Here is a 26,261-nt window from a genome sequence, read left to right on the forward strand (position 1 = left end):
GGCAAAGGCCGACCCCGACCGGCCGGCCAATCAACCGGCGCGGGCCTTGCGGACCTGGGCCAGCACTTCGCGAGCGGCTGTCTGGATGGGGGTGCCCGGTCCAAAAATACCTTTCGCACCTGCGCTGCGCAACGCGTCGTAGTCCTGCGCCGGAATCACGCCGCCCACGAACACGATGATGTCGTCCGCGCCCTGCGCCTTGAGATGCTTGATGATCTCGGGCACCAGCGTTTTGTGACCCGCGGCGAGGCTCGAACAGCCCACCGCGTGCACATCGTTTTCAACGGCGTGACGCGCGGCCTCTTCCGGCGTCTGGAACAGCGGGCCGATGTCGATATCGAAGCCGAGGTCGGCAAAGGCCGAGGCCACCACCTTGGCGCCCCGGTCATGACCATCCTGACCGAGCTTGGCGATCATGATGCGCGGGCGACGTCCTTCTTCAGCCACAAAAGCGTCGATGTCGGCCTTCAGGGCTTTCCAGTCATCCTGTTCTTCAACCACGGCGCCATACACTCCTGAAACGACTTGCGGATTCGCGCGGAAGCGGCCCCACTCGGCTTCGAGCGCATCGGACACCTCACCCACCGTGGCGCGCAAACGCATGGCCTTGACCGCCAGATCAAGCAGATTGCCTTCGCCGGTCTTGGCGCATTCGGTCAGCGCGGCGAGTGCGGCATCCACCCCCGCCTGGTCGCGCGTAGCGCGGATCGTCTTGAGACGGGCCACCTGCGAGTCGCGCACCGCATGGTTGTCGATGTCGAGAATCTCGATTGGGTCTTCCTTGGCCAGCTTGTACTTGTTGACCCCGACGATCACATCCTTGCCCGAGTCGATGCGCGCCTGCTTCTCGGCGGCACACTCTTCGATCTTCATCTTCGCCCAGCCGGCCTCGACCGCCTTGGTCATGCCGCCCATGGCTTCGATCTCTTCGATGATCGCCCAGGCCTTGTCAGCCATTTCCTGGGTGAGCGATTCCATCATGTAGGAGCCGGCCCACGGATCAACCACGCTGGTGATGTGCGTCTCTTCCTGAATCAGAATCTGCGTGTTGCGCGCGATGCGCGACGAGAACTCGGTCGGCAGCGCGATGGCTTCGTCGAGCGCGTTGGTATGCAGCGACTGGGTGCCGCCAAACACGGCCGCCATGGCCTCGATGGTGGTGCGCACCACGTTGTTGTACGGGTCCTGCTCGGTCAGCGACCAGCCGGAGGTCTGGCTGTGGGTGCGCAGCATCAGCGACTTTTCGCTCTTCGGGTTGAACTGCTTCATGATCCGCCACCACAGCAGACGCGCCGCGCGCATCTTGGCGATCTCAAGATAGAAGTTCATGCCCACCGCCCAGAAGAAGGACAGGCGGCCGGCAAACTTGTCGACATCCATGCCGCTGGCGATGCCGGTGCGCACATACTCCAGACCGTCGGCCAGCGTGAAGGCCAGTTCGATGGCCTGGTTCGCGCCCGCTTCCTGGATGTGATAGCCGGAGATCGAGATCGAGTTGAACTTCGGCATGTGCTGCGCGGTGTAGCCGAAGATGTCGGCGATGATCTTCATCGACGGGGTGGGCGGATAGATATAGGTGTTCCGCACCATGAATTCTTTCAGGATGTCGTTCTGGATCGTGCCCGACAGCTTCTCCTGACTCACGCCCTGCTCTTCGGCCGCCACGATGTAACCGGCCAGAATTGGCAGCACGGCGCCATTCATGGTCATCGACACCGACACCTTGTCGAGCGGAATGCCGTCGAACAGGATCTTCATGTCTTCGACCGAGTCGATCGCCACGCCGGCCTTGCCGACGTCGCCGGTGACCCGCGGATTGTCCGAATCGTAGCCACGGTGGGTGGCCAGATCGAAGGCCACCGACACGCCCTGCCCACCGGCGGCGAGCGCCTTACGGTAGAAGGCGTTGGACGCCTCGGCGGTGGAGAAGCCGGCGTACTGGCGGATGGTCCAGGGGCGACCGGCATACATCGTGGCCTGCGGGCCGCGCACATAAGGCGCAAAACCCGGCAGCGTATTGGTATACGCCAGATCGGCCACATCCTCGGCGGTATACAAGGGTTTGACGACGATACCTTCTGGCGTCGTCCAGTTCAGCGACGCAGGATCATTGCCCGGTGCGGTCTTGGCCGCAGCTTTGTACCAGTCGTCCAGTGAGAACTGGGGAGTATCAGGCGCCTTTGACATGCTTACCTCTCTGATCTGCAAAGCGGGGCCGATTTCGCGGCCCCGCGGGTGTCTGCTTAGGGTGTTGCGGCGACTGCGCCGCCCGCAATCAATGCGGGCGGCCGTCGGCGCCCTGCACTAGCGTCCCTCCCTCTCCGCCGCCGAAGCGACGCCCTCTTTGTGTCCGGACACTGCACAGGATTTGACTTGCAACGCAGCAATAATACTTTATCCATAATTATGAATGCAAGACCTATCGGAATCGCGCTATCATGTTACGCGCAGGCCAAGGGGTCGAAAAGCCCCCTCGGCTCGCAAGCTTTCATCGCGTGTGCCGTTCTTGTATATAACGCACAAGCGCAGCCTACAACACCTGTTGCTGCCATCGCCACCCGTCAGGAGACCAGGGTTTTATGAACGCCTCTCGCATCGCGCCCATGGCGCTGTACCAGGAAGTCGCGGAACGCCTGCGTGAGCGGATCTTTGCCCACGAGCTCAAACCGGGCACCTGGATCGACGAACAAGCCCTCACCGCGCACTACGGCATCTCCCGCACACCGCTGCGCGAAGCACTCAAGGTACTGGCGTCCGAAGGCCTGGTCACGCTCAAGCCACGCCGTGGCTGCTACGTGACCGAAATCTCGGAACGCGATCTGGACGAGATCTTCACCGTCATGGGCCTGCTCGAAGGCCAGTGCGCGCGCGACGCGACAACCCGCGCCAGCGCCGCCGACCTGAAGCAACTGGAGAAGATCCACGCCGATCTGGAGCGTGCCGCTGCGACCGGCGACATCAACGGGTATTTCGAAGCCAATCAGGCCTTCCACCAGCAGGTGCAATGCATCGCCGACAACCACTGGTTGCAGCATGTCATCGAGGACCTGCGCAAGGTGATCAAGCTCTCGCGCCACCACTCCTTGTTCAGCGACGGCCGGCTCGAGCAGTCACTCGCCGAGCACCGCCAGATCCTCAAGGCCATGCTGGCGCGCACCGCCGATGCCGCCGATCTGGCCATGCGCGAGCACATCGCCAGCGGTCGCAAGGCGCTGGCGCGCATTGCCGCCGCACGCACCGAGGCCGCCTGATCCGTCCTCAGTACGGTTGGCCGAACTGCAAGAAGAAGCGCAGATCATTGACCTCCGGCGACACGCCCGCCCCCAGATACAGCGGCCCGAGCACCGTATCCGCCCCGACGAACAAAGACAACGAGCGGTAGACCCCGGCGTCTGCATCCGCCGACGCGTACGCGCGCAGACTGGCCCATTCGTAGGTCGCACCCATGTACACGCCGCGCCCCAGTGAATCGGGCAGCTTGCTGATGCGGCGGTAGTAGGCCCCGCGCAGCAAGAAGACCTGATCCGCCGTGAGCTCGCCGTAGCGATACCCTGACAGCAGGAACGGGCCGCCCAGCAGCGTGCGCGCCACCGCCGGCAGATCCCGATCGAGGCTGCCGGAAACCAATACGCCGAACTGTGCGCTGTGCTCATGATAAGACAGCGCCGCCGAGCCATTGAGCGCGGTCAGCGTGTAATCCTGGTCGCTACCGAAGCGCTCCTGGTGGCGCTCTACGCGCAGCCGGGCTGCGTAGCCGCGCCGCGGGAAGAACGGGCTGTCGAGTCGATCCAGCGTGGCAGACGCCTCCAGCCAACCGGTGTGCAGATCCACGGCCGGATACAAGGCCTGGCCAGCCAGCACTTCGGCGCGCTGGGTGCCACGGCGCAGCCCCATCCGTAACTCGCCCCAGGCGCCCACTTCATAGCCCAGATCCAGGCCCAGCGTCCGCTCACGCACCTTGTAGTCGGCCAGCTTGTTGCCGTCGTTGTACACCGGTAGCGCCCGGGTCTGCAGCTCGATCGACGGCGCCACGAACCACGCCGCGTTCCGCCCCAGCGGCTGATAGAGCTCCGAGCGGAAGCGGTTGGTCGTCCCGAGCTGGATGTCGGCATCGAGTCGCGCCCCCCAGCGGTTGAGCCAGCGCCGCGACACGCCGGCATACAGCCCAACGGCGCCGTCGCCTTCGAAATCAGCCGACAAACCACCGCCGAAACGCAGGAAGGTCGGCCCCCAGGATTTTTCCGCCGCTTCGATGTGCAGATCGGCCACCGCGCCATCGCGCACCAGGCTGTAACGCAGACGCTCGAAGTCGCCACCGCTATACAGATCGTCGATCTGCGTCTCAAGCGCAACGCGGTCCAGCGGCTCGCCCTTGAGACCACGCAGGCGCGCCGCCATCGCATCGGGCGACACATAGCGCAAGCCATCCACCACCACTTCGCGAATGACCGGCTCGGGCACTCGCCAACGCAGCTCGCGCTGACGCTGCCACGCGGCAAAGCTCTCGGCGTCCACGCTGAAGCGCGCCAGATCAGCCGCCGCCTGCTGCGCCGCCGCCTCGCCCAGCGGTAGCGTGTCGAGCACCCGGTCAAAATCCATCGACGTGATCGTGCCGAGGTCGACCTGCACCAGCGCGTCATCAGGGCCGAGTTGCGCGAGCTGCTGCGCGACGTTCTGCTCCAGCGCCAGGTTGATCGCCTGCAGCACGATATCAGTAGCCGATTGCAGGCGATCACGCGCCATCGGCGGCGTGCCGAGATTGACCGCAATCACCCGCGTGCCGCACAAGCGCCGCCCCTGATCAACCGGCAAGTTGAGGACCAGGCCGCCATCGACCAGCAGACGCCCTTCCCGCTCGATCGGCAAAAATACGCCGGGCACGGCCATGCTGGCGCGCATCGCACGCCACAGCGGTCCATCGTCGAGCACCACCAGCCCGCCCGTCTCGAGGTCAGTGGCCATGGCACGGAAGGGCAGCGCCAGAGAATCAAAATTGGTCAGCGCGTCGGCCGAGCCGATCAAGCGCTGCAAGAAGCGGTCGAGCTCCTGCCCGGCGATCGCGCTGTGCGGCAAGAGCACGCGGCCGTTGCCGTAGCCGAGCGACACCGCGCTGCGGTTTCGCGAGGCGTCCTGTTTTTCGCGGAAGGGCTGCTGATCGCGCGCCACGGTGTTGGCAAAGATCGCATCCCAATCGGCGGCGCGCACCTGGCGCTCCATCTCGTCCAGCGGCACGCCCGCGGCGTAAGCGGCGGCGACTATCGCGCCCATACTGGTGCCCACCACGCAGTCGACGGGAATGCGCATCTGCTCCATCACCTTGAGCACGCCGATATGCGCCACGCCGCGCGCACCGCCCCCTGACAACACGAGCGCCACACCGCCCTGCCCGGCACTCGCCGGCAAGGCCAGCACGGCGCCAAGCATCAATAAACCAAACAAGCGATGAAACATGGGGTTGATCCGAACATCCGACAGGGCGCCAGTCTAGCGGGTCACCCGGTGAACGAAAAACCCCGGCCGATGCTGCTGGCCGGGGTTGATGTTGCAGCGCGACAACCTCGCCGCGCAATACCGTCAGTGCGAGGACGCCGATGCGGCGCCGAGGCCGGTCTGGGCACGCACATACTGATCGCCGAACGCTTCGCGTTCCGCCTCTGCCGCACGGCTCGTGTCCATGTTCGACACGATGATCGTGGCCAGGAAGGCCAGCGGCATCGAGAACAAGGCCGGCTGGGTATAGGGGAAGAGCGGCGCGGCAAAGCCGAACACATCCACCCACACCGACTTGGACAAGACCACCAGCGTCACCGCCGAGAACAAGCCAAGATAGCCGCCAGCCAGCGCGCCGCGCGTGGTCAGCCCCTTCCAGTACATGGACAGGATCAGCACCGGGAAGTTGGCCGAGGCGGCCACGCCGAAGGCCAGCGCCACCATGAAGGCGACGTTCATCTTCTCGAAGGCCAGGCCCAACAGCACGGCCACGACGCCGAGGCCGATGGTGGCGAACTTGGACATGCGCAACTCAGCCTTTTCGGTCGCCTTGCCCTTCATGATCACCCGCGAGTAGATGTCGTGGGAGATCGCCGAGGCGCCGGCCAGCGCCAGACCCGACACCACGGCCAGAATGGTCGCGAAGGCCACGGCTGACAGGAAGCCGAGCAGGATGTCACCGCCAACCGCTTTCGCCAGATGCATGGCCACCATGTTGCCGCCGCCAATGATCGCGCCGCCGATATCACCGCCTTCGAAGAACTCGGGGTTCTGTCCGACGATGATGATCGCGGCCAGACCCATCAAGGCCACGACGTTGAAGAAGTAGGCGACGATGCCGGAGGCGTAGAGCACCGACTTGCGCGCCTCTTTTGCATCGGTGACGGTAAAGAAGCGCATCAGGATGTGCGGCAGACCGGCCGTACCAAACATCAGGCCAAGGCCCAGCGAGATCGCGGTGACCGGATCGGCCAGCAGGCTGCCCGGCGCGAGCAGCTTGGTGCCGAGCTTGTGCACATCGATGGCGCGGGTGGTCAGTTCGTCAAAGCTGAAGTTGAACTGGGTCATCGCCAGAATCACCACCGTCGTGCCACCAAACAGCAGCATGCCGGCCTTGATGATCTGCACCCAGGTGGTGGCAACCATACCGCCGAAGGTGACATACACCATCATCAGCGCGCCAACCACGACCAGCGCAATGCCGTAATCGAGGCCGAACAGCAGCTTGATCAGCTGACCCGCACCCACCATCTGTGCCACCAGGTAGAAGCACACCACCACCAGCGAGCTGATCGCGGCCATGGTGCGCACCTTGCCCTGGTTGAGGCGATAGGCGGTGATGTCAGCAAAAGTGAACTTACCCAGGTTGCGCAGGCGCTCGGCCATCAGGAACAGAATGACGGGCCAGCCCACGAAGAACGCGATCATGTAGATGTAGGCATCGACACCGCGGGTATACATCATCGCGGTCAGACCAAGCAGCGTGGCAGCCGACATGTAATCGCCCGCAATCGCCATCCCGTTCTGCGCACCGGTGATCCCGCCGCCAGCGGTGTAGAAATCCGCGGTCGACTTGGTGCGACTGGCCGCCCAGTAGGTGATTGCCAAGGTCATCAGCACAAATATGAAGAACATGCCGATGGCGGTCAGGTTGATCGGCTGCTTGGTCGTCTGACTGATGGCATCACCGGCAAAGGCCGACGACGCAAACAAGCCGGCGCCTAGCGCGAGTGAACGTACTGAAATCATGGCACGCATCATTTGTCCTCCCGCGAAGCGGCATCGAGGACGGCCTTGTTCAGGTCATCGAACTCACCATTGGCGCGGCGCACATAGACCAGCGTCAACACCCAAAACACGATGAACTGGAACAAACCGGCGAGGATGCCGATCGTGACGTTGCTGCTGGCAAACGGACGCTGCGCGAGGAAGTCCGGCGCGAACGCCACGGCCAACACGAAGCTGAAGAAAACGATGAATACAATCGCTGACAGAAACCAAGCAAAACGCCCTCGTGCAGCCACCAACTGAGCGAACTGCGGGTTGTTGCGAATGCGAGCATAGGCAATGCTAGACATGCTGCGACCTCCCTTCCCAAAAAAACCATTAAAAAAATGGTGCAGGGGCGCGCCGGCCTTGCAGGTCTGCACGCATGCCATCGGCACCACGTGCGAACATCCTCGGTCCAATAACGGCCCAATATTATTTGCCGCGACTTAGACCGCGGTCATGTTGCTGGCCGGATGATATATCATCTTCACTCCGCCATACTAGTGCGTATGGGTTTTTTTTGCACATGCAGCAACTCTTTGAATTTAGCCGACAAACGGTGGTGCTTCAGCGTGCTGCGACGCACAAATTCTTGATGGAGATCAATCATGGGAGTAGTCATTGAGCGTATGAATGGCCCGGCATTGACCATCAGCCTGAGCCACCCGGGAAAGCTCAACGCGATTGACGCCGGCATGTGGACCGCGCTGCGCGCTGCACTCGAACGCGCCGGCAGCAATCCTGACGTTCGATGCATCATCCTGCGTGGCGAAGGCGACGACGCATTTGCCGCCGGCGGAGATATCGAAGAGTTCCAGACCGTCCGGGCCACCATTGACGACGCCTTGCACTACCACGACACACTGGTCGCGGCCGCGCTGGAGGCCATCCAGCAAAGCCCGATCCCGACCGTCGCCGCCATCCGAGGCGCCTGCATTGGCGGCGGGCTGGAGATCGCCGGCTGCTGCGACATTCGCATTGCCGGCGAATCAGCACGCTTCGGCGCGCCGATCAACCGGCTCGGCTTCTCGATGTATCCCGGTGAAATGGCGGGGCTGCTGGCCCTGGTCGGGCCGGCGGTCGTACTGGAGATTCTGCTCGAAGGCCGGATCTTCAACGCGCACGAAGCCCTGGCCAAAGGCCTGCTCAGCCGCGTCGTCAGCGACGATCAGGTGTTTGCCGAAGCCGACGAAACCGCCACCCGCATCAGTGCGGGCGCGCCGCTGGTTGCGCGCTGGCACAAGCACTGGGCGCTACGCCTGACCCACGACCGACCACTCAGCGAAGCGGAGAAGCGTTCAGCCTTCGACTTCCTGGCGACGGAAGACTACCGCGAAGGGATTCGCGCCTTTTTCGAGAAGCGCAAACCGCAATTCACAGGCAAATAGGTCTCATGCGCCGAAGACGCTGTGCAGCATCTTCAGGCTCAGGACAACGAGCACGCCGGCGAAGATCTTCTTCAGCGTCGCCACCGGCAGCCGGTGTGCCAGCCGTGCGCCGACCGGCGCGGTGAACATGCTGACCGCGGTAATCAGGACCAGCGCCGGCAAGTAGATGAAACCCGCGGTATAGGCCGGCGTGCCTTCGGCCCCCCAGCCATTGACGACATAGCCAAGCGTCCCGGCCAGCGCGATCGGAAGACCAATGGCCGCCGAGGTGCCAATCGCGTTCTGCATCTTCACATTGCACCAGGTCATGAACGGCACCGACAAGGAGCCGCCACCGATCGCCACCAGCGCCGAAATGCCACCGATACCCAGCCCCACCCCGCTCATCCCGACCGGGCCAGGCAAGGCCCGGCTGGGCTTGGGCTTGATGTTGAGCAGCATCTGAGTCGATACATACGCCATGAAGCAGGCAAAAAAGATCGCCAGCGGCCTGGATGCCACCTGCGAGGCGATGAAGGTGGCGCCGAAAGTGCCCACCAGAATGCCCGGTGTGATGAAGCGCACCACATCCCAGCGCACCGCGCCATGACGATGATGCGCACGCAAGCTCGCCACCGATGTCATCACGATGCCGGCCATGGAGGTCCCCAGCGCCATGTGCACCAGCTTGTCAGCGGGGAAGCCCTGCGCGGCAAACAGTGAGGCCAGAACCGGCACCATGATGCCGCCGCCGCCCACCCCAAGCAGCCCGGCGAAAAAGCCGACGAAGGCCCCGAGCAGGGGATAGGACAGCCACCACAGATCAAAGCTCATCAGTCTTCAGTTCCAGCATCGTTTCAGTAATAAAGCGCCATTCATCCGGATCCACCGGCGTGATCGACAAGCGGTTGCCGCGGGCCAGCACGCGCATGTTGGCCAGTTCGGGCGTGTCGCGCAATTCGGGCAAGCCGATCAGGCGTGTCTTGCGCACGAAGCGCACATCGACATTGAACCAGCGCGGTTGCTCGGGCCGGCACTTGGGGTCGAAAAACCGGCTCGACGAATCGAACTGCGTTGCGTCCGGGTAGGCCGGCGAAGCCACCTGCGCGATGCCGGCAATACCCGGTTCAGGGCAACTCGCGTGATAGAACAACACCCGGTCGCCGACAGCCATCTGATTCATCATGAAGTTGCGCGCCTGGTAGTTGCGCACACCGTACCAGGCCACGGTCTGCTCCGGCATTGCCGCCAGGTCGTCGATTGAGCAATCGTCCGGTTCGGATTTCATCAGCCAGTAGCGCATGGCGGGCTCCCGCGGGTCAGGCCGCTACTTTACCAGCGCGCCGCTTGAGCCGGGCCGGTCGAGCGACTAGCATTCGCCCATGCGCCAACGCCTCCCCATGCTCGCCACGATGCTCCTGGCCGCCTGCACCCACCCGGCCACCGTCGCAACGCCACAACTGTGCCTGAGCAGCGAAGGCGTCCCCAGCCAGACACTGCCGGACACGCGCTTCACGCTCACCTGGATGCATTCCATCGAAAAGACCCGCTGGGAAGAAGACTGGCGCCTCGACGCCGGCCAGATGGTGCTGGACGAAGCACGGGTGCTGGGCTCGGGCGCCGGCATGGAGCCCGCGCCGGGCGCCCGCCTGGTCGACGGCGTGTGGCACTACCGCGTCGCGCGCCGAGAACCGGCGCTGGCCCTGACCCACTCGCCTTTTACTGCCGGCTACACCCTGTGCGCGACGGGCCGCTGTCAGGCGCTGGTCGACTGGCTGCCGGGTTTGCCCGAGATCGCACGCATCGAAATCCACGCCTGCGAAACGGCCGCACAAAAATAAAAAGGGCGTGGCCTTGGCCACACCCTCTTGTGTAGGTCCCCCGCGATGCCGACCCGACCGGGCATCCTGAACCTAGGGTTCAGGTGGTCGCTGTACCTGACGCTTCAGGCACATCCAGCAAGGGATGCGCACAACAGCAATCGTAGCGGTTAGCAACCGTGTCGCATGACATTGGTTCAAGGAATCAACGGCCGACGCGAACACCGCAGGGGATTGATCTTAGACAGCCCGACGGGCTCTCAGAACAACTTTTCCTGTTGCGCCAGGACATCGTCCAGGCGCGAATTCATGGAATCAATCTTACGCTTCATGCCCGGCATGTCAAACCCTCCTGAGCGCTGAAACTGAAGATATTCATGTGCAATATTCAGGGCGGTCATCACGGCCAGCTTTTCGCCCGTGGCTCCGGTTTTTCCGCCCAGTTCGGACAATTTACCTTCCAGCACTTGTACTGCGGCCTGCAGGCCCTCGCGGTCTTCCGGCGCGCAGCCGACCCGGTATTCCTTGCCCAGCAGAATAATGTCGAGTGTGTCCATGTCGTTCAGCTCTCGGGCAGGGTTTCGAGCACGGCACTGACGCCACGCAAGGCGGCATCGACCTTTGCGGCCAGTCGCTTGTTCTCGGTCTGCAGCGTGGCGATCCGCGATTTGAGCTCGCGGTTCTCCTGCTTCTGCGCATCGAAGTAGCGGATCAGTTCTTCCAGTTGCTGCTGGAGGTGGTCGAGTTCGGCGTCCATGGATCAGATGGTAGTGAGCCGGGCCGGTCGAGGTCAAGCAACGTATGCACGGATGGCGTTTTCATGCGCCGGGCCAAAGCACGCGGCGAGGCGGTCGAGGTCGAGATGCTCGGCAAGACAATCGGCCAGACGGTCCAGATCGGCCTGGCGTCGCGCCGCCACATCCATCGGTTGCGCCGCCTGCCCCCCCGCCCAGGCGAGCAGCGCCGCCAGCGCTTCGGGTGCATCGAAGAGGCCGTGGGCGTAGCTGCCAAGCACCTGGTTGTCGTCACTGATCGCGCCATCGCTTCGCCCGTCGTCGAAACGTACCGCCGGGCGCGCCAACGCCGCACCGCGGCTCACACCCATGTGGATTTCGTAGCCCGTCATGGCCGCCTCGCCGCCGAAGCACAAGCGGCCGCTCACATTACGCAGTTGCTTGACCGCCTCGAGCGTCGTTTCCATATCGAAGATGCCCAGCCCGGTGCTGCTACCCGGCGCCCCCTCAACGCCTTGGGGATCTCGCATTTCTTTGCCAAGCATCTGAAAGCCCCCACAAATGCCGACCACTTTGCCGCCGTAGCGCAGATGGCGCTGAATCGCTGCGTCCCAGCCCTGCCCTACCATCCATTCACGGTCCGCGCGCACGCTCTTGGAGCCTGGCAACACGATCAGATCCGCTGGCGGAATCGGCTGACCCGGCCCCACCCAGCAAAAATCGACCTGCGGGTGCAGGCGCAGCGCATCCAGATCAGTGTGGTTCGAAATGCGCGGAAAAGCGGGGGCGACCACGCGCAGCGCGATTTCGCCCTTGTCGATCCGCGCATCGCCCAGCGCGTCTTCCGCATCCAGAAACAAGCCGTGCAGGTAGGGCAGCGTGCCGATCACCGGCCGCCCGGTGCGCGCCTCCAGCCAGTCCAGCCCCGACTGCAGCAAGCTGATATCGCCCCGAAAACGATTGATGATGAAGCCCTTCACCCGCGCCTGCTCGCTCGGCGAGAGCAGCTCCAGCGTACCGACCAGATGTGCAAACACACCGCCGCGGTCGATATCGGCCACCAGAATCACCGGGCAATCCGCCGCCTCGGCAAAGCCCATGTTGGCGATGTCGCGGTCGCGCAGATTGATCTCGGCGGGACTACCTGCACCTTCGATCAGCACGCAGTCATAGGCGGCCGTCAGACGCGCCCAGCTCTGCATAACCGCCGCCATAGCTGTCGGTTTGTACTGGTGGTAGTCCTTGGCCGACAGCGTCGACACCACCTGGCCGTGGATGATCACCTGCGCGCCGATGTCGGTGGCGGGCTTGAGCAGCACCGGGTTGAAGTCGGTGTGCGGCGTGACGCCCGCGGCCAACGCCTGCAGCGCCTGCGCCCGGCCGATCTCGCCACCGTCGGCGGTCACCGCCGAGTTGAGTGCCATGTTCTGCGGCTTGAAGGGCGCGACGCGGCAACCCCCGCGCGCCAGCAGGCGGGCCAGGCCGGCGACCAGGGTGGTCTTGCCTGCGTCGGAGGTGGTGCCCTGAACCATCAAGCTGGCGCAATCATGCATCACGTACAATCCCGTTCTCGAAAAGCATTGGATTATCCCGCAAGCGGCCGCGCGCCGTGCATTTGCCATGCCCCCCTTCACTCACCTGACCCTCGCCCTCGTCGCCGGTGTGCTGCTCGACCGCTTGTTGGGCGAGCCGCGACGCTACCACCCGCTGGTCGGCTTCGGCACGCTGGCGACCTGGCTGGAGCGGCGACTCAACCGCCCCGGGCATCGCATTGCACGCGGCGCGCTGGCGTGGGCGCTGGCCGTGTTGCCGTGGGTGCTTGCCGCCGCGTGGCTGCGCGTGCACGGCGGGCTTTTGGCAATCGCCATCGACGTCGGTCTGCTGTGGTTTGCCCTCGGCGCGCGTTCGCTGGTCGAACACGCCCACGCCGTGGCCGTACCGCTACAGGCGGGCGATCTGGCCGAAGCCCGCCGACGCGTCGGCTGGATCGTCTCGCGCGACACCGCCGCGCTCAACCCGACGCAAGTCGCCGCCGCCGGCACCGAGTCGGTCCTGGAGAACGGCAACGACGCCATCTTCGGCACCTTGTTCTGGTTTCTCGTCGCGGGCGGGCCGGGCGCAGTGCTGTTCCGCCTGGCCAACACCCTGGACGCGATGTGGGGCTATCGCACCGAGCGCTATCTGCACTTTGGCCGCCTCGCCGCGCGTGTCGACGATGTGCTCGGCTGGCTGCCCGCCCGGCTGACGGCACTCAGCTATGCCCTGCTCGGCCACACCCGCCACGCCCTGCATTGCTGGCGACACCAGGGGCCGGGCTGGAAGAGCCCGAACGCCGGGCCGGTGATGGCCGCCGGCGCCGGCGCCCTGCGCGTGCAGCTCGGCGGCGAGGCGCCCTACCATGGCGCGATGACGCAACGCCCGCCGCTGGGCAGCGGCAGCGCGCCGGATGCAAACAGCCTGTTTGCCGCCATCGCGCTGGTCAATCGCTCGCTGGCCTTATGGATCGGAATCAGCCTACTCGCAGGCGCCATCGCTTGGGGGCTGCCCCATGCTTGAGCACGGCGGCGGTCTGCGCGCGGCGGCAGCACGTTACGGCATCCCGGTCGCCGACTGGCTGGATCTGTCCACCGGCATCAACCCCACGCACTATCCGCTGATCGCGCCGCCGGCCAGCGTGTGGCATCGCCTGCCCGAACCCGACGCCGGCCTGCTGGCCGCGGCCGCCGCCTATTACGGCAGCGACCAGCTATTGCCAGTCGCGGGCAGCCAGGCCGCCATCCAGGCCTTGCCGGCGGTGCTCCGCGCACCCCGCGTCGGCATGCTGGCGCCCAGCTACGCCGAGCACGCGCATGCCTGGCGACACCGCGACATCATGTGGCTGAGCGCAGACACCATCGACGCCGCTGTCGACACCCTGGACGCGCTGTTGCTGGTACAGCCCAACAACCCGACCGGCGAGCACTTTGACCGCGCGCAACTCATCGGCTGGCACCGCCGGCTGGCGCGGCGCGGCGGTACGCTGATCGTGGACGAAGCCTTCATCGACACCGCCCCCGCCGACAGCCTCGCCCCGCTCGCCGGCGCGCCCGGACTGGTGATCCTGCGCTCGCTGGGCAAGTTTTTCGGTCTGGCTGGCGCACGGGTGGGTTTCGTGCTGGCCGAACCGGCGGTACGCCATGCGCTCGCCAGTCACCTCGGCCCATGGACGATCAGCGCCCCTGCGCAAGACATCGCCCGTCAGGCGCTCAGCGACACCGCCTGGCAACACCACATGCGCGCCGCGCTCGCCACCGACGGCGCACGCATGGCGGCGCTGCTCAAGCACCACGGCGCAGCCCCTGCCGGCCCGGCGCTGTTCAAAACCCTTCATACCGCCACCGCCCGCCCATGGCAAAACGCCCTGGCGCGCGAGGCAATTCTGGTGCGCGCTTTCGACACCCCGGCGGCGCTGCGCGTTGGCCTGCCGCCAGACGAAGCCGGCTGGCGACGGCTCGACGCCGCGCTCTCTCGCGCCCGGCGCGACGGACACTCACTGGAGTAATCTTTGCCCATGACTTTTCGCTTTTCCGCCCTGATCCTCACGCTCGCCCTGCTGCTCCCCGGCCTGCCGGCACATGCGCAACTCACCGTCACCGACGACGTGGGCCAGTCGGTCGCCCTGCCCACCCCGGCAAGGCGCATCGTCTCGCTGGCGCCACATGTCACCGAGCTGATCTACGCCGCCGGCGCCGGTCACGCGCTGGTCGGCGCGGTCGATTACAGCGACTATCCGGTCGAGGCGCGCGCAGTCAAACGCGTCGGCAGCTATGTGCGAATCGACTTGGAGGCGGTCGCGGCGCTCAAGCCGGACGTGGTCATCGGCTGGCGCAGCGGCAACCCCGCCACCCAACTCGAACGCCTGCGCGCGCTGGGTCTGCCGGTGTATATCAACGAGCCGCGCAGCCTTGATGCGGTCGCCCACTCGCTCCGTCAGATCGGTATTCTGGCCGGCACGCAAGGCGAGGCCAATCGCGCCGCCGACGCCTTCGTGGCCCATCGCAATCGCCTGCGCGACGACTACGGCAGCCGCCCGCCGGTGCCGGTGTTCTACCAGATCTGGAACCAGCCGCTGATGACCATCAACGGCCACCACCTGATCTCGGATGTGATCCGCCTGTGCGGTGGCCACAATGTGTTCGACACCCTCGATGTGCTGGCACCCAAGATCGGCGTCGAGGCGGTGCTGGCCAGCAACCCCGAAGCCATCGTCGCCAGCGGCATGGGCGAGTCGCGCCCCGAGTGGTTGGATGAATGGCGCAAATGGCCCACCCTGACCGCCGTGCAACAAAACAACCTGTTCTTTGTGCCGCCTGACCTCATCCAGCGCCACACCCCGCGCATTCTCGATGGCGCAGATAGGCTCTGCCGCCACCTCGATACCGCCCGCGGCAAGCGCACGCCCTGATGTCGCACCACCCGCAACGCATCGTCTGCCTGTCAACTGAAACGGTCGAGGTGCTGTATGCGCTGGGCGAAGCCGACCGCATTGTCGGCATCTCCGGCTTTACGGTACGCCCCGCCCGAGCGCGCAAGGAAAAGCCCAAGGTCAGCGGTTTTTCCAGCGCGCGCATCGACAAGATTCTGGCGGTGCGCCCCGACCTGGTGCTGGCGTTCTCCGACATGCAGGCGGACATTTGCCGCGACCTGATTCGCGCCGGCATCGCCGTGCATGTGTTCAACCAGCGTGACATCGCCGGCATCCTGGCCATGATCACCACCGTCGGCGCCCTGGTCGGCGCGCAGGCGCGGGCCGATGCGCTGGTGGCGCAGCTCGACGCCCAACTCGACGCTGCCCGCCGCGCTGGCGATGCCCGCATCGTACGACTCGGCCGGCGAGCACGGGTCTATTTCGAAGAATGGGATACGCCGATGATCTGCGGCATCCGCTGGGTGTCCGAACTGATCGCCGTGGCCGGCGGCGAGGACGTGTTTGGCGAGCAAGCCACCGCGCCCGGCGCCAGCGCCCGCATCATCGCCGATGGCGCCGAGGTGATCGCACGGCAGCCGGACATCATTCTGGCCTCGTGGTGCGGTAAGAAAGTACGGGCCGAGCAGATCGCCGGGCGGCCCGGCTGGGACGCGCTGGAGGCCGTTCGCCAACAGCGCATTCACGAAATCAAATCAGCGCTGATCCTGTCGCCGGGCATGGTCGCCATCGAAGCCGGTCTGCCGGCCATTGCTGACGCGCTTGACCGCGTCTCGGCAATCTGACGCAGCTGCGCCACGCGCCGGACTAATCGCGCTCGCCCGAACCGAGCATGGTGCTCGCGTAATAGCGGCGCCAGTCCTGACGCGCGGCCCGCCACCAGCGCCGATCCAGCACACGGGACAAACGCGGCAGCGATCGCTGCAGATAGTGACTGGCCGCAGTGTGCGCGTCCGGCTCAGGCACGCGGGGGGCCACGCCCAGGGCCACCAGGCGATCGGTCAGCGTGGGATGAAAGCACAGGCCGCTGTCCTCGCACACCAGCGAATGCAGCGCGCGGTGCTGCGGCGCTGCGTGAAAACCCGCCGCCACGCCCATCCCCATGTCGCGGAAGGGGCGCAGGCTGGGACGCGGCATTTCGGCGGCCTGCGACATCACCGCACCCCAGTAATCGGTTTCAATGAAGTTGGCCTTCATGGCCACTTCCACCAGCGTATCGCCCAGCAATTTGCTGCCGACGATACGGGCGGCCAGCCGATCGGCTTCGTATTCTTCGAGATGGTTGAGGCGTACGGCGGCCATCAGGTCGGCCTCGGCCCAGCGCGCAAAACCACGATCGACCCACTGCGCCAGCCAGCTGTCTTCGGCCGCAATCCGCTCACACACACGGTGCCACCAGGCGCGCACATGTGCGCCCCAGGCGGGCCAGCCGCCGCGCTGTCGATTGAGGTGGGCCAGCTCATGCGCCAGGATGGCAGCGAGTTGGCGCGGCGACACGCTGTGCACCAGCGGCAGCCCGATGATCAAGGTGGTGTCCATCGCGCCCCAGTAGCCCCAGCGCGGGCGCTGGAAAACGGCAGCGTTCATTTCGGACGAGATACGGATGGTCTGAATGCTTTCGGCGCCCATGCGCTCGGCGAGGTTGTCGAGCAGCCGGTACAAGGCCGGCGCGGCGTGTCGATCAATCCGCACCCCTTCAGCGCGCGGCGCCGGCACCAGCAACCAGCGGACGATTCGCACCGCCCCCCAGACCAGCGCCGCAGCCAAACCCGCCACACCGATCTGCAGCATGGGCGTCCCGACCGACGCCGGCACCACGGCAATCATCAGCACCACGGCAACGCCAACACTGACCATGGATGCCAGTGCCAGCACGGTCAGCGCCCCAGCCGCGCGCCAGGACAGGCGGCGAGCCAGACGGCGAACCGTGGCAGAAGATCGGGGGCGAATACGCGTCATGGCGTCCGGTAGGTCCGAGGAGGGCTCACTGTAAACGATTGAAATGACAATAAAAATACGACTTTAGACGTAGCCACCCCTTGTCGACCGAACAGCATATGACATCATGCTATCCGCCACCCCACTCCCCCCGCCATTAGGGCGTTCCTGCATATGGCATAAACAACACCGCCGATTTCACACACGCCGCGCCGTGCCCAGAAAAGAAACGGGCGACCCGATGGCCGCCCGCCCCTCCCTCTCGCTCGCCTCAGGCGCGCTTCTTCACATCCGCTTCCAGCCCTGCGCGTTGCTCCAGCTGATTCACCGCCGAGACAATCGCCTTCACCGAGGCGGTGACGATACTGCCGTCAATCCCGACCCCGAACACCGCGCCAGCCGCGCCTTCGCCTTGCAACTCGATGAAGGCCACCGCGCGTGCATCAGAGCCCTGACCGATCGCCCGCTCCTCGTAGCCAAGCAAACGCGCATCCGGCGCCAGCGCATGCAGCGCCGCATCGATCGGCCCGTTGCCGATACCGCGCAAGGCTTCGTGCTGACCACCACGCGTCACCCCCAGCTGGATACCCTGTTGCTCACCATGCTCAAAGAGATGATGCTCAGCATAGGCCACCCGCTCGCTGTTTTCGAGGTAGGTTTCGGTAAAGATGGTCCACAAGTCCTCAGCCCGCATCTCTCGACCGGTGTCGTCAGTGACCGCCTGCACGGCATTCGAGAACGCCACCTGCAGGCGCCGCGGCATCACCAGTCCATATTCGGCCTCAAGCAGATAGGCGATGCCGCCCTTGCCCGACTGGCTATTCACCCGGATCACCGATTCGTAGCTGCGGCCCAGGTCGGCCGGGTCGACCGGCAAATAGGGCACGGCCCACGGGGCATCGGGTTGCTGCACAGCCAGGCCTTTCTTGATCGCGTCCTGATGCGAGCCCGAAAAGGCGGTAAACACCAGATCGCCGACATAGGGATGACGCGGGTGGATCGGCAACTGGGTGCAGTGCTCGACGGTGCGGGCGATTTCGTTGATGCACGAGAAATCGAGCCCCGGATGCACGCCCCGGCTGTAGAGATTGAGTGCCAGCGTCACGAGGTCGACGTTGCCCGTGCGCTCGCCGTTGCCGAACAGGCAACCTTCGACGCGGTCGGCGCCGGCCATCACCGCCAGCTCCGCCGCGGCCACGGCGGTGCCGCGATCATTGTGCGGATGCACCGACAAGACCACGGCATCGCGCCGGTCGAGATGGCGGCTCATCCATTCGATCTGGTCGGCGTAGATGTTCGGCGTGCTCATCTCCACCGTGGCCGGCAGATTGATGATGCACGGCCGCTCGGGGGTCGGTACCCACTCGGCGATCACCGCGTTGCACACCTCAACGGCGAAGTCGATTTCGGTGCCGGTGAAGACTTCCGGGCTGTACTGAAAAACAAACTCGGTGTCGGGCTGGGTGGCGGCCAACTCGCGGATCAGGCGCGCATGCTCAACGGCGATCTGCTTGACGCCGGCACGGTCCTGATCGAACACGATGCGGCGGAAGTTCGGCGCCGTCGCGTTGTAAAAATGAATGATCGCGCGCCGCGCCCCGCGCACCGACTCAAAGGTACGGCGAATCAAGGATTCACGCGCCTGGGTGAGCACCTCGATGGTCACATCATCGGGCACGTCGCCGCTGTCGACCAGGGCGCGCACGAAATCAAAATCGGTCTGACTGGCCGACGGAAAGCCAACCTCGATCTCCTTGAAGCCGACCGCCACCAGCGTCTTGAACATGCGCTGCTTGCGCTCGGCGTTCATCGGCTCGAACAAGGCCTGGTTGCCGTCGCGCAGATCGGTACTCATCCAGACCGGCGGATGGGTCAGCGTCACGTCGGGCCAGGTCCGGTCGCGCCAGGGCTGGCCGTCCGGGAAGGAATTGAAGGCAGGGTATTTTTGACTCGGGTCGTTCAACATCGGAAATCACTCCTCAATTTTTGCAACACATCTTTCGAATTCGGGTGGCCGTCACGGCAACCGGGCGGCCACGGCTTCGCGGCCCGGTTACCGGTTGGCAGTCGCAGATCAAATCGAGGGTTCGGAAGCATGGTCGCTCCAGGGGCGCAAGGCGCCAAGCATGGCATCACACCACTCGGTGAGCGGCGGCGGGGTCACAACAGGAAGGGGGTAAAGGTTAGCTGCGCGGGGCGCGCAGCAGCAGACCCAGACCGCAGAGCGCGGTATGGCAGGCGACCATCGAGACGATGGCGAGGCGGGTCTGTTGCGAAATCATGGGTGCAAACTAACGGGCCGGGGCATTGACTGTCAACACCCCGACCGCAATCTGGCTTAAATCCCGTTGATACCGGGGTACCAGGCGTCGACCAAATCGCCAACACGATAGTCGGCCAACACCTTGGCGCCGGACAGCCACTGCTCGACGGCGGCGCGTTGCTCCGGGGTGACCGAGCCGCGACCAGCGCAGCACACGAAGCCGCTGTCGTCGCCACCGCCGTAAATCAACCCGGCCGGGTCGATGGCTTCGTTGAAAAAAGCCTCATAAAAAGCATCCACCGACGCCTCGTCCGCTGTGTCGGGGAAGCTCAGATCGAGATCAAACCCCAGTTCCTTGAACTCTCCAACGCACAATTTCTTGCGCAGGCGAGCACTACGCCGCTTACTCATTCGGACACACTCCTGAATTACAAACTACGAAAAAACCGGCTCACGCCGGCTGTAGCCGAGGCTCGATGCGCGGCTCGCGGATGGGCAGATTCGCCACCGCCGCCAGTGCTGCCAAGGCGATGTCAGCGTACCACATCCACTGGTAGTCGCCGGTCTGAGTAATGGCAATGCCCCCCAGCCAGGCGCCCAGAAATCCACCGATCTGATGGCTCAGCAGAGTCATGCCGAACAGGGTGGCCAAATAGCGCGTGCCGAAGAGCTTGCCCACCACTCCCGCCGTGGGCGGCACCGTCGCCAACCAGGTAAAGCCCAAGCCTGCCGCAAAGATATAGAAGGTCATCTCCGTCTTGGGCGCGAGCAGATAGAGCGCCACCAACACAGCACGCGAGGCATACATCCAGAACAAGATGTATTTGCTGCGATAGTGCTGGACGCACCAACCGGCATAGAGACTGCCCACGATATTAGCCAGCCCGATGATCGCCAGCGACCAGCTCGCCACCTGCGCCGGCAGGCCGCACAGGTCGACCTCGCCCGGCAGGTGAGTCACCAGAAACGCGATATGGAAGCCGCAGGTAAAGAAACCGGCATGCACCAGCAGGTAGCTGCGATCGCGGAACGCATCGCTCAGCGTGGCGCGCATGCCCCGCTCGGGCGGTGGCGCCTCGGTCGCGCTCACGCTGGCAACTGGCGCCGGCCGCCCGCGAAGCAGCCGCGCCATCGGCAAGGCAACGAGCGTGATCACGGCCAGGGAGTACATCGCGCCCATCCAGCCGAACACGCCAATCAGTTTCTGCATCAGCGGCGCAAACACAAACTGTCCGAATGAGCCGCCAGCATTGATCACCCCGGAGGCCATCCCCCGGCGATGCGCCGGCAAGCGCTGCGACGCGGCGCCGATCAAGACCGAAAAGCTACCGGCCCCCGAGCCAGCCGCCATCAGGAAGCCGATCGAAAAGACCATGCCGATGCTCGAATGCATCATCGGCGTCAGGGCCGCACCAGCCGCCATCAGAATGATGCCGACCGCCAGCGCCCGCCCCGGCCCATAGCGGTCGGCCACTGCGCCGGCCACGGGCTGGATCGCCCCCCACACGAACTGCGCCACCGCCATCGCGAAACTGATGGCCGTGATGCCGAGCCCGGTGGACGTGTTGATCGGCGACACGAACAGACCGAGCGTCTGCCGCCCGCCCATGGTGATTGCCAGCAGGCCGGCCGCCGCCAGCACCAGGCCCCATTGCCGCATGCCAGGATCGTCGCGCCAGCGCATGCTCAGTTGTCCTCCGGCAAGGCCGGCTTCAGGCGCAGCAGCGCCGCGTCCAGGTTCAGATTGAGTTCGGCCACAAAGTCGCGGTCCATCACCGCCTCCAGTTCAAGCTGCGCGCGCGCCCACACCTCGCGAGCACGCGCACGCAATTCAACGCCCTCCGGGCTCAGCGCGAGCAAGCGCTGGCGGGCGTCCGCACCGGGGGTTTGAACAATCCACCCCGCAGCCACCAGCGGCTTGATCCCGCGGGTCAGTGTGGTGCGATCCATTTCCAGCTTCTCGGCCAGCCTCTGCAGCGGCTGCGGCTCCAACTCAAGATGTGCGAGCAGCGAGTACTGGGTGAGGCGCAAGCCGACCGTGCGCAGGTATTGCTCGTAGAACACCGTCACCCGACGGGTCAGGCGGCGAAGGCGGGCGCCGGTACAAGCCAGCGGCGGCAGCGACGCGATCATGGCTGAGTTCTTAATAAGTGCATATGCACGTTATAGCGCGAAGCCGCCCATCAGGGCGAGGACAATTTTCAGGTGTTGCTGCGCCAGGTGTCCGGTTCAACGCTCACGCAGCCATGATCGCCAGACACCGCCAGAATGCCGTCCTGCACCGTAATCTGCCAGGCCGTGGTGCGCACCAGCGACGCTGACAGCGTTTTGAGTTCGGGCTCGGGGAACGCAATCACCTCAAGCTTTCGCAAGCGCGCCAGCTCGCGCTGCACGCCCTGCCACCACAGCAGCGACGATGCGCCGGCATAGGGGTGAATCGTCACCTGGTCGGCCCGCCCGGCGGCCTTGATGATGCGACGCGCATCCGGCTGACCGACGTCGACCCAGCGTTCGATCCGCCCGTCCAGACTGGCCAGACACAGATCCGGCTCGTCTGGATCGCACAGCGCGCTGGTCATCGACAGGCGCTCGTCGGCCTGACGGGCAAAGGCAAGCACCCGCGACACCAGCCGCACATCGGTCTCGGAGGGGTGGCGCGCCAGGGTCAGCGCGTGGTCAGCGTAATAGTGACGATCCAGATCCGCGATCTGCAGCTGAAACTTGAAAACGGTGGATTTGAGTGCCATGCCAGCGCCGCCCCGGGAAAAGGCGACATGGTACGCAGATGCAGCCGCAATGGAATGCCGCACTGCAAAATAATCCCCAATAGCAAGACGATATCCGTTATCATCCGGCCTCCCGTACGCGTCGACCAATCAGCGTACCGGCCAGAATCATTCAACCTGGGCGCAGCGATACACGTTCGCACGCCCACTTCCCCCGCCAGCCTTGATTGGTGTCGCTCAACACAGCGACAGGCCGTCGCTGGAGCAGAACACAATGCAATCCGAAAACACCTTTGCCGCCCTTGGGCTGGCAGAACCCCTCTTGCGCGCCCTCACCGACGCAGGCTACACCACCCCGACCCCGATTCAGACCAAAGGCATTCCGGCCGTATTGGCCGGTGGCGACCTGCTCGCCGCCGCCCAGACCGGCACCGGCAAGACCGCCAGCTTCGCGCTGCCGATCCTGCACCGTCTGATGGAAACCGCCCAGCGCACCCGCACCGGTCGTCCGCGCGCCCTCATCCTGACCCCCACCCGCGAACTCGCGGCCCAGGTCGATGAGTCGGTCCGCACCTACGGCCAGCACCTGCCGCTGCGCTCCTTCGCTGTGTATGGCGGCGTGAGTGTGTTCGGCCAGAGCAAGGCCCTGCGCCGCCCGGTCGATATCCTGGTGGCGACACCGGGCCGTCTGCTCGACCACATCAGCCAGGGCAACCTGAGCCTGTCGGACATCGAGATCCTGGTGCTCGACGAAGCCGACCGCATGCTCGACATGGGCTTCATCCGCGACATTCGCAAGATCATGGACAAGATGCCGGCCAAGCGTCAGAACCTGCTGTTCTCTGCCACCTTCAACGACGACATCCGTGGCCTGGCCAACAGCCTGCTGACCAACCCGGTGAGCGTCGATGTGGCGCCGCGCAACACCACCGCCGAGCGGGTCGACCAGTCGCTGATGATGGTCCCGCAAAGCGGCAAGCGTGATCTGCTGATCCACCTCATCCAGGAACAGCAATGGTTCCAGGTGCTGGTCTTTAGCCGCACCAAGCACGGCGCCGACCGCCTGTCCGAGCAGCTCACCCGCGCCGGCATCCCGACCGCGGCCCTGCACGGCAACAAGGCGCAAAACGCCCGCACCCGCGCGCTGGACCAGTTCAAGCGCGGCAAGCTCCAAGTGCTGGTCGCCACCGACATCGCCGCCCGCGGCATCGACGTGGATTCGCTGCCAATGGTGGTGAACTTTGAACTTCCGAACGTGCCCGAAGACTATGTGCACCGCATCGGCCGCACTGGTCGTGCCGGCGCCGAAGGCAAGGCCGTGTCGCTGGTCTGCCCGGACAATGAAATGAAGCAGCTGCGCGCCATCGAACGGGTCATCAACGCCCCCATCGAACGCATCGTGGTGGCCGGATTCACTGTCGACGAAACCCGTACATCGCGCCAACGTCCGCCGCGTGATGCCAAGGCCCCGTCGCAGCGCAATGGTCATCGACACGGTCGCGCCAACCCGGACAGCCAGAACACTCGCAACGCCGACAGCAAGCGCCCCGCCCACCCGCAGCGCGCCCCGCGCGACGCGCAGGGTCAGGGTCGAGACAAGCCGGCCGGCCGCAGCCTGGGCGCCCAGGGCCGTGACGCCCGTCCGCGCCGCTTTGGCAACTCGGACTAAGCATCCGGCGGCGACACGCCGTCCGCCTTAAACACAAACGCCGGCCCTTGCGCCGGCGTTTGTGTTTGCGCACGCATACCAAATGACATTCGCGCCATACGGCGGCGTATGTTCGCGTTATACTCTCCCGTAGATGCTGCAATGCACACATTTTCGGAGGGAGCCGTGAAATGAACCATCTCGAGCACTACACGCAGAAAACCTGCACCGCCGCCGACGCCATCGCCCTGGTGCGCGACGGCGACACCATCATCGTCCCGACCGGCGTGGGCGAACCGCCGGCGCTGCTCACCGCCTTGTCGGACCAGCGCCGGTCACTCAACGGCGTCGTGGTCAGCCAGATCCTGCCGCTGCGCAAATTCGATTATTTCGACGAAACCACGCTCGGCCATGTTCGTCATAGCGCCTACTTTTTCGGCGGCGCGTCACGCCCCGGTGGGCAGGCCGGATGGATCGACTTTGTGCCGGCGTATTTCTCGGAACTACCGCAACTGATCGAACGCGGGCTGACCCCGTCCGACGTCGTCTTTTCGCTCGCCTCGCCGATGGATGAGCACGGCTACTTTTCGCTCGCGCTGGCACCAGACTACACCATGGCCGCCGTTAAAAAGGCGCGTGTGATCGTGCTGGAGGTGAATCCCAACGTGCCCTTCGCCTTCGGCGATTGCCATGTGCACATCTCCCAGGTCAGCGCCCTGGTCGAAAGCCAGGACCCGTTGCTGGAAGTCGGCCTGCCCGAGATCGGGCCGGTGCAGGAAGCCATCGGTAAATATGTAGCGGACCTGATCGACGACGGGTCGACGCTGCAGATCGGCTATGGCGGCATCCCCGATGCGGTGGTGATGCAGCTCAAGCACAAGCGCGATCTGGGCATTCACACCGAAATGATCGGCGACGGTATTCTGACGCTGCTCGAAGCGGGCGCGGTGACCAACCGCAAGAAGACCTTCATGCCCGGCAAGATGGTCGCCACCTTCGGACTCGGCTCGCAGAAGCTCTATCGCTTCATGCACCGCAACCCGGCACTGGAAATGCACCCGGTCGAATTCACCAACGACCCCTACATTGCGGCACGCAACGACCAGCTGGTCGCCATCAACGCGACCATGCAGATCGACATGCTGGGCCAGTGCGGATCGGAGAGTCTGGGCACTCGGCCCTATTCAGGCACCGGCGGTCAGGTCGACTTTGTGCGCGCCGCCAATCGCTCGCGTGACGGCAAGGCCTTCATCGTGCTGCCCTCGACGGCCAAGGGGGGCAGCATCTCGCGCATCGTGCCGACGCTGACGCCGGGCACGCATGTCACCACCAGCAAGAACGACATCAACTACGTGGTGACTGAATACGGTGTGGCACAACTGCGCGGCAAGAGCGCTCACCAACGCTGCGAAGCGCTGATCAACATTGCCCACCCGGACTTCCGGGGCGAGCTGCGCGACCAGGCCCGGGCGCTGAAACTGCGCTGAGCACACACGTCCCACCCGCTTTTTCGGGTGGGACGCGCAACAACCGATCAGTCGCGCTTGGGCACCATGATTTCGGCTTCGCCGGTCAGCACCACGGTCTCGCCCACCGTACACACCGTATCGAACAGTGCCTTGCGCTTTTCGGGGGTGAGCGACTTGACGGTCACCCGCGCCACCACGGTGTCGCCAATGCGCACCGGCGCCTTGAACTTCAGGGTCTGTGACAGGTAGATGCAGCCCGGGCCCGGCAGACGGGTGCCGAACACGGTAGAAATAAAACTGGCCGACAACATGCCGTGAGCGATCCGGCCGCCAAACATCGACGCCGCCGCCAGTTCCTCGTTGAGGTGCACCGGATTGGTGTCGCCCGACACGCCAGCAAACAGCAGGATGTCCGCTTCGGTCACGGTATGGCCATAGGCGGCGCTCATGCCGACCGTCAGGTCTTCAAAGCTGTGCCCGTAGAATTCTTCAAAATTGGTCTCAGCCATCGGTGTGCTCCCTGTGGGTTGTGATCTTCATGCCATGTGTTGCTGCGGCGGATCGACGCGGG

General features: G+C 64.7%; 25 protein-coding genes and 1 other RNA gene. 9 read left to right on the forward strand and 17 right to left on the reverse strand.

Translation table 11 applies throughout. The features are described 5' to 3' along the window. Positions 1 to 30: 30 nt before the first annotated feature. Positions 31 to 2,187, reverse strand: a complete 2,157-nt coding sequence (scpA, locus tag FHP91_RS02410; RefSeq protein WP_144308082.1) for a methylmalonyl-CoA mutase — start codon at positions 2,185 to 2,187, stop codon at positions 31 to 33. Between the two features lie 392 nt (positions 2,188 to 2,579). Between scpA and FHP91_RS02415 the strand changes: the two genes are divergently transcribed. After that, positions 2,580 to 3,251: a GntR family transcriptional regulator gene (locus FHP91_RS02415; protein ID WP_144308083.1), complete on the forward strand. Its 672-nt coding sequence runs from the start codon at positions 2,580 to 2,582 to the stop codon at positions 3,249 to 3,251. Between the two features lie 7 nt (positions 3,252 to 3,258). Here FHP91_RS02415 and FHP91_RS02420 read toward each other — a convergent pair whose 3' ends face one another. From FHP91_RS02420 to FHP91_RS02430, 3 genes are all read right to left on the reverse strand, one after another. Beyond that, positions 3,259 to 5,451, reverse strand: coding sequence for a patatin-like phospholipase family protein (locus tag FHP91_RS02420; protein WP_144308084.1), 2,193 nt, complete (start codon positions 5,449 to 5,451; stop codon positions 3,259 to 3,261). A gap of 123 nt (positions 5,452 to 5,574) precedes the next feature. Then, the gene (locus FHP91_RS02425; RefSeq protein WP_391527556.1) at positions 5,575 to 7,239 is read right to left on the reverse strand and encodes a cation acetate symporter; all 1,665 of its coding nucleotides are present in this window, start codon (positions 7,237 to 7,239) and stop codon (positions 5,575 to 5,577) included. Positions 7,240 to 7,247: 8 nt separating this feature from the next. Further along, positions 7,248 to 7,649: a DUF485 domain-containing protein gene (locus FHP91_RS02430; RefSeq protein ID WP_313791141.1), complete on the reverse strand. Its 402-nt coding sequence runs from the start codon at positions 7,647 to 7,649 to the stop codon at positions 7,248 to 7,250. Positions 7,650 to 7,868: 219 nt separating this feature from the next. Here FHP91_RS02430 and FHP91_RS02435 point away from each other — a divergent pair, with 219 nt between their 5' ends. Next, positions 7,869 to 8,648: an enoyl-CoA hydratase/isomerase family protein gene (locus tag FHP91_RS02435; protein ID WP_144308086.1), complete on the forward strand. Its 780-nt coding sequence runs from the start codon at positions 7,869 to 7,871 to the stop codon at positions 8,646 to 8,648. 3 nt (positions 8,649 to 8,651) lie between these two features. Here the strand turns inward: FHP91_RS02435 and FHP91_RS02440 are convergent, their stop codons facing one another. After that, on the reverse strand, positions 8,652 to 9,461 hold the full coding sequence (locus tag FHP91_RS02440) for a sulfite exporter TauE/SafE family protein (protein ID WP_144308087.1): 810 nt from the start codon (positions 9,459 to 9,461) through the stop codon (positions 8,652 to 8,654). Continuing rightward, positions 9,451 to 9,930 carry an EVE domain-containing protein gene (locus FHP91_RS02445; protein WP_144308088.1) on the reverse strand — a complete coding sequence of 160 codons (480 nt, stop codon included), beginning with the start codon at positions 9,928 to 9,930 and terminating at the stop codon, positions 9,451 to 9,453. Before FHP91_RS02445 ends, FHP91_RS02440 begins: the two co-directional genes overlap by 11 nt. Before the next feature lie 79 nt (positions 9,931 to 10,009). Here FHP91_RS02445 and FHP91_RS02450 point away from each other — a divergent pair, with 79 nt between their 5' ends. Beyond that, entirely contained in the window at positions 10,010 to 10,468 is a 459-nt protein-coding gene (locus tag FHP91_RS02450; RefSeq protein WP_222105091.1) for a DUF1850 domain-containing protein, read from the forward strand. A 33-nt stretch (positions 10,469 to 10,501) separates the two neighbouring features. Here the strand turns inward: FHP91_RS02450 and ssrS are convergent. The 4 genes from ssrS to FHP91_RS02470 all read right to left on the reverse strand — a co-directional run bounded on the left by ssrS (position 10,502) and on the right by FHP91_RS02470 (position 12,734). Then, positions 10,502 to 10,683: non-coding RNA, 6S RNA (gene ssrS, locus FHP91_RS02455), on the reverse strand. Positions 10,684 to 10,707: 24 nt separating this feature from the next. Further along, positions 10,708 to 11,004 (reverse strand): cell division protein ZapA, encoded by a 297-nt coding sequence (locus tag FHP91_RS02460; RefSeq protein WP_144176231.1) that lies wholly within the window; start codon positions 11,002 to 11,004, stop codon positions 10,708 to 10,710. A gap of 5 nt (positions 11,005 to 11,009) precedes the next feature. Then, entirely contained in the window at positions 11,010 to 11,204 is a 195-nt protein-coding gene (locus FHP91_RS02465) for a hypothetical protein (RefSeq protein WP_144308089.1), read from the reverse strand. A 33-nt stretch (positions 11,205 to 11,237) separates the two neighbouring features. After that, the gene (locus FHP91_RS02470) at positions 11,238 to 12,734 is read right to left on the reverse strand and encodes a cobyric acid synthase (RefSeq protein WP_246116225.1); all 1,497 of its coding nucleotides are present in this window, start codon (positions 12,732 to 12,734) and stop codon (positions 11,238 to 11,240) included. A 67-nt stretch (positions 12,735 to 12,801) separates the two neighbouring features. Between FHP91_RS02470 and cbiB the strand changes: the two genes are divergently transcribed. The 4 genes from cbiB to FHP91_RS02490 are packed head-to-tail and all read left to right on the forward strand — an operon-like array spanning position 12,802 to position 16,431. Beyond that, entirely contained in the window at positions 12,802 to 13,737 is a 936-nt protein-coding gene (gene cbiB, locus FHP91_RS02475; protein WP_144308090.1) for an adenosylcobinamide-phosphate synthase CbiB, read from the forward strand. Then, positions 13,730 to 14,722 (forward strand): threonine-phosphate decarboxylase CobD, encoded by a 993-nt coding sequence (gene cobD / locus FHP91_RS02480; protein WP_144308091.1) that lies wholly within the window; start codon positions 13,730 to 13,732, stop codon positions 14,720 to 14,722. The genes cbiB and cobD overlap by 8 nt, the downstream gene beginning before the upstream one ends. A 9-nt stretch (positions 14,723 to 14,731) precedes the next feature. Continuing rightward, a complete protein-coding gene (locus FHP91_RS02485; protein ID WP_144308092.1) occupies positions 14,732 to 15,625 on the forward strand; it encodes a cobalamin-binding protein in 894 nt (297 codons plus the stop codon). Next, positions 15,625 to 16,431 carry a cobalamin-binding protein gene (locus FHP91_RS02490; RefSeq protein WP_144308093.1) on the forward strand — a complete coding sequence of 269 codons (807 nt, stop codon included), beginning with the start codon at positions 15,625 to 15,627 and terminating at the stop codon, positions 16,429 to 16,431. Before FHP91_RS02485 ends, FHP91_RS02490 begins: the two co-directional genes overlap by 1 nt. Before the next feature lie 22 nt (positions 16,432 to 16,453). Here FHP91_RS02490 and FHP91_RS02495 read toward each other — a convergent pair whose 3' ends face one another. The 6 genes from FHP91_RS02495 to FHP91_RS02520 form a co-directional block, all read right to left on the reverse strand. Beyond that, positions 16,454 to 17,605 carry a M48 family metallopeptidase gene (locus FHP91_RS02495; protein WP_144308094.1) on the reverse strand — a complete coding sequence of 384 codons (1,152 nt, stop codon included), beginning with the start codon at positions 17,603 to 17,605 and terminating at the stop codon, positions 16,454 to 16,456. Between the two features lie 250 nt (positions 17,606 to 17,855). After that, the gene (gene leuA, locus FHP91_RS02500) at positions 17,856 to 19,550 is read right to left on the reverse strand and encodes a 2-isopropylmalate synthase (protein ID WP_144308095.1); all 1,695 of its coding nucleotides are present in this window, start codon (positions 19,548 to 19,550) and stop codon (positions 17,856 to 17,858) included. Positions 19,551 to 19,922: 372 nt separating this feature from the next. Continuing rightward, positions 19,923 to 20,258, reverse strand: coding sequence for a YggL 50S ribosome-binding family protein (locus tag FHP91_RS02505; RefSeq protein WP_144308096.1), 336 nt, complete (start codon positions 20,256 to 20,258; stop codon positions 19,923 to 19,925). Between the two features lie 40 nt (positions 20,259 to 20,298). Then, entirely contained in the window at positions 20,299 to 21,531 is a 1,233-nt protein-coding gene (locus FHP91_RS02510) for an MFS transporter (protein WP_246116198.1), read from the reverse strand. A gap of 2 nt (positions 21,532 to 21,533) precedes the next feature. Then, positions 21,534 to 21,980 (reverse strand): MarR family winged helix-turn-helix transcriptional regulator, encoded by a 447-nt coding sequence (locus tag FHP91_RS02515; RefSeq protein ID WP_144308097.1) that lies wholly within the window; start codon positions 21,978 to 21,980, stop codon positions 21,534 to 21,536. A 68-nt stretch (positions 21,981 to 22,048) separates the two neighbouring features. Continuing rightward, on the reverse strand, positions 22,049 to 22,594 hold the full coding sequence (locus FHP91_RS02520; RefSeq protein WP_144308098.1) for a YaeQ family protein: 546 nt from the start codon (positions 22,592 to 22,594) through the stop codon (positions 22,049 to 22,051). Positions 22,595 to 22,847: 253 nt separating this feature from the next. Between FHP91_RS02520 and FHP91_RS02525 the strand changes: the two genes are divergently transcribed. Together FHP91_RS02525 and FHP91_RS02530 are read left to right on the forward strand one after the other, a co-directional pair. Continuing rightward, positions 22,848 to 24,242: a DEAD/DEAH box helicase gene (locus FHP91_RS02525; RefSeq protein WP_144308099.1), complete on the forward strand. Its 1,395-nt coding sequence runs from the start codon at positions 22,848 to 22,850 to the stop codon at positions 24,240 to 24,242. Positions 24,243 to 24,412: 170 nt separating this feature from the next. Further along, a complete protein-coding gene (locus tag FHP91_RS02530; RefSeq protein ID WP_144308100.1) occupies positions 24,413 to 25,708 on the forward strand; it encodes an acetyl-CoA hydrolase/transferase family protein in 1,296 nt (431 codons plus the stop codon). Between the two features lie 47 nt (positions 25,709 to 25,755). On the opposite strand, the gene FHP91_RS02535 is transcribed toward FHP91_RS02530, so the two are convergent. Then, positions 25,756 to 26,199 carry a MaoC family dehydratase gene (locus tag FHP91_RS02535; RefSeq protein ID WP_144308101.1) on the reverse strand — a complete coding sequence of 148 codons (444 nt, stop codon included), beginning with the start codon at positions 26,197 to 26,199 and terminating at the stop codon, positions 25,756 to 25,758. Between the last annotated feature and the right edge of the window lie 62 nt (positions 26,200 to 26,261).

Source organism: Denitromonas halophila (genome assembly GCF_007625155.1).
In the GTDB taxonomy this organism is placed as follows: domain Bacteria; phylum Pseudomonadota; class Gammaproteobacteria; order Burkholderiales; family Rhodocyclaceae; genus Nitrogeniibacter; species Nitrogeniibacter halophilus.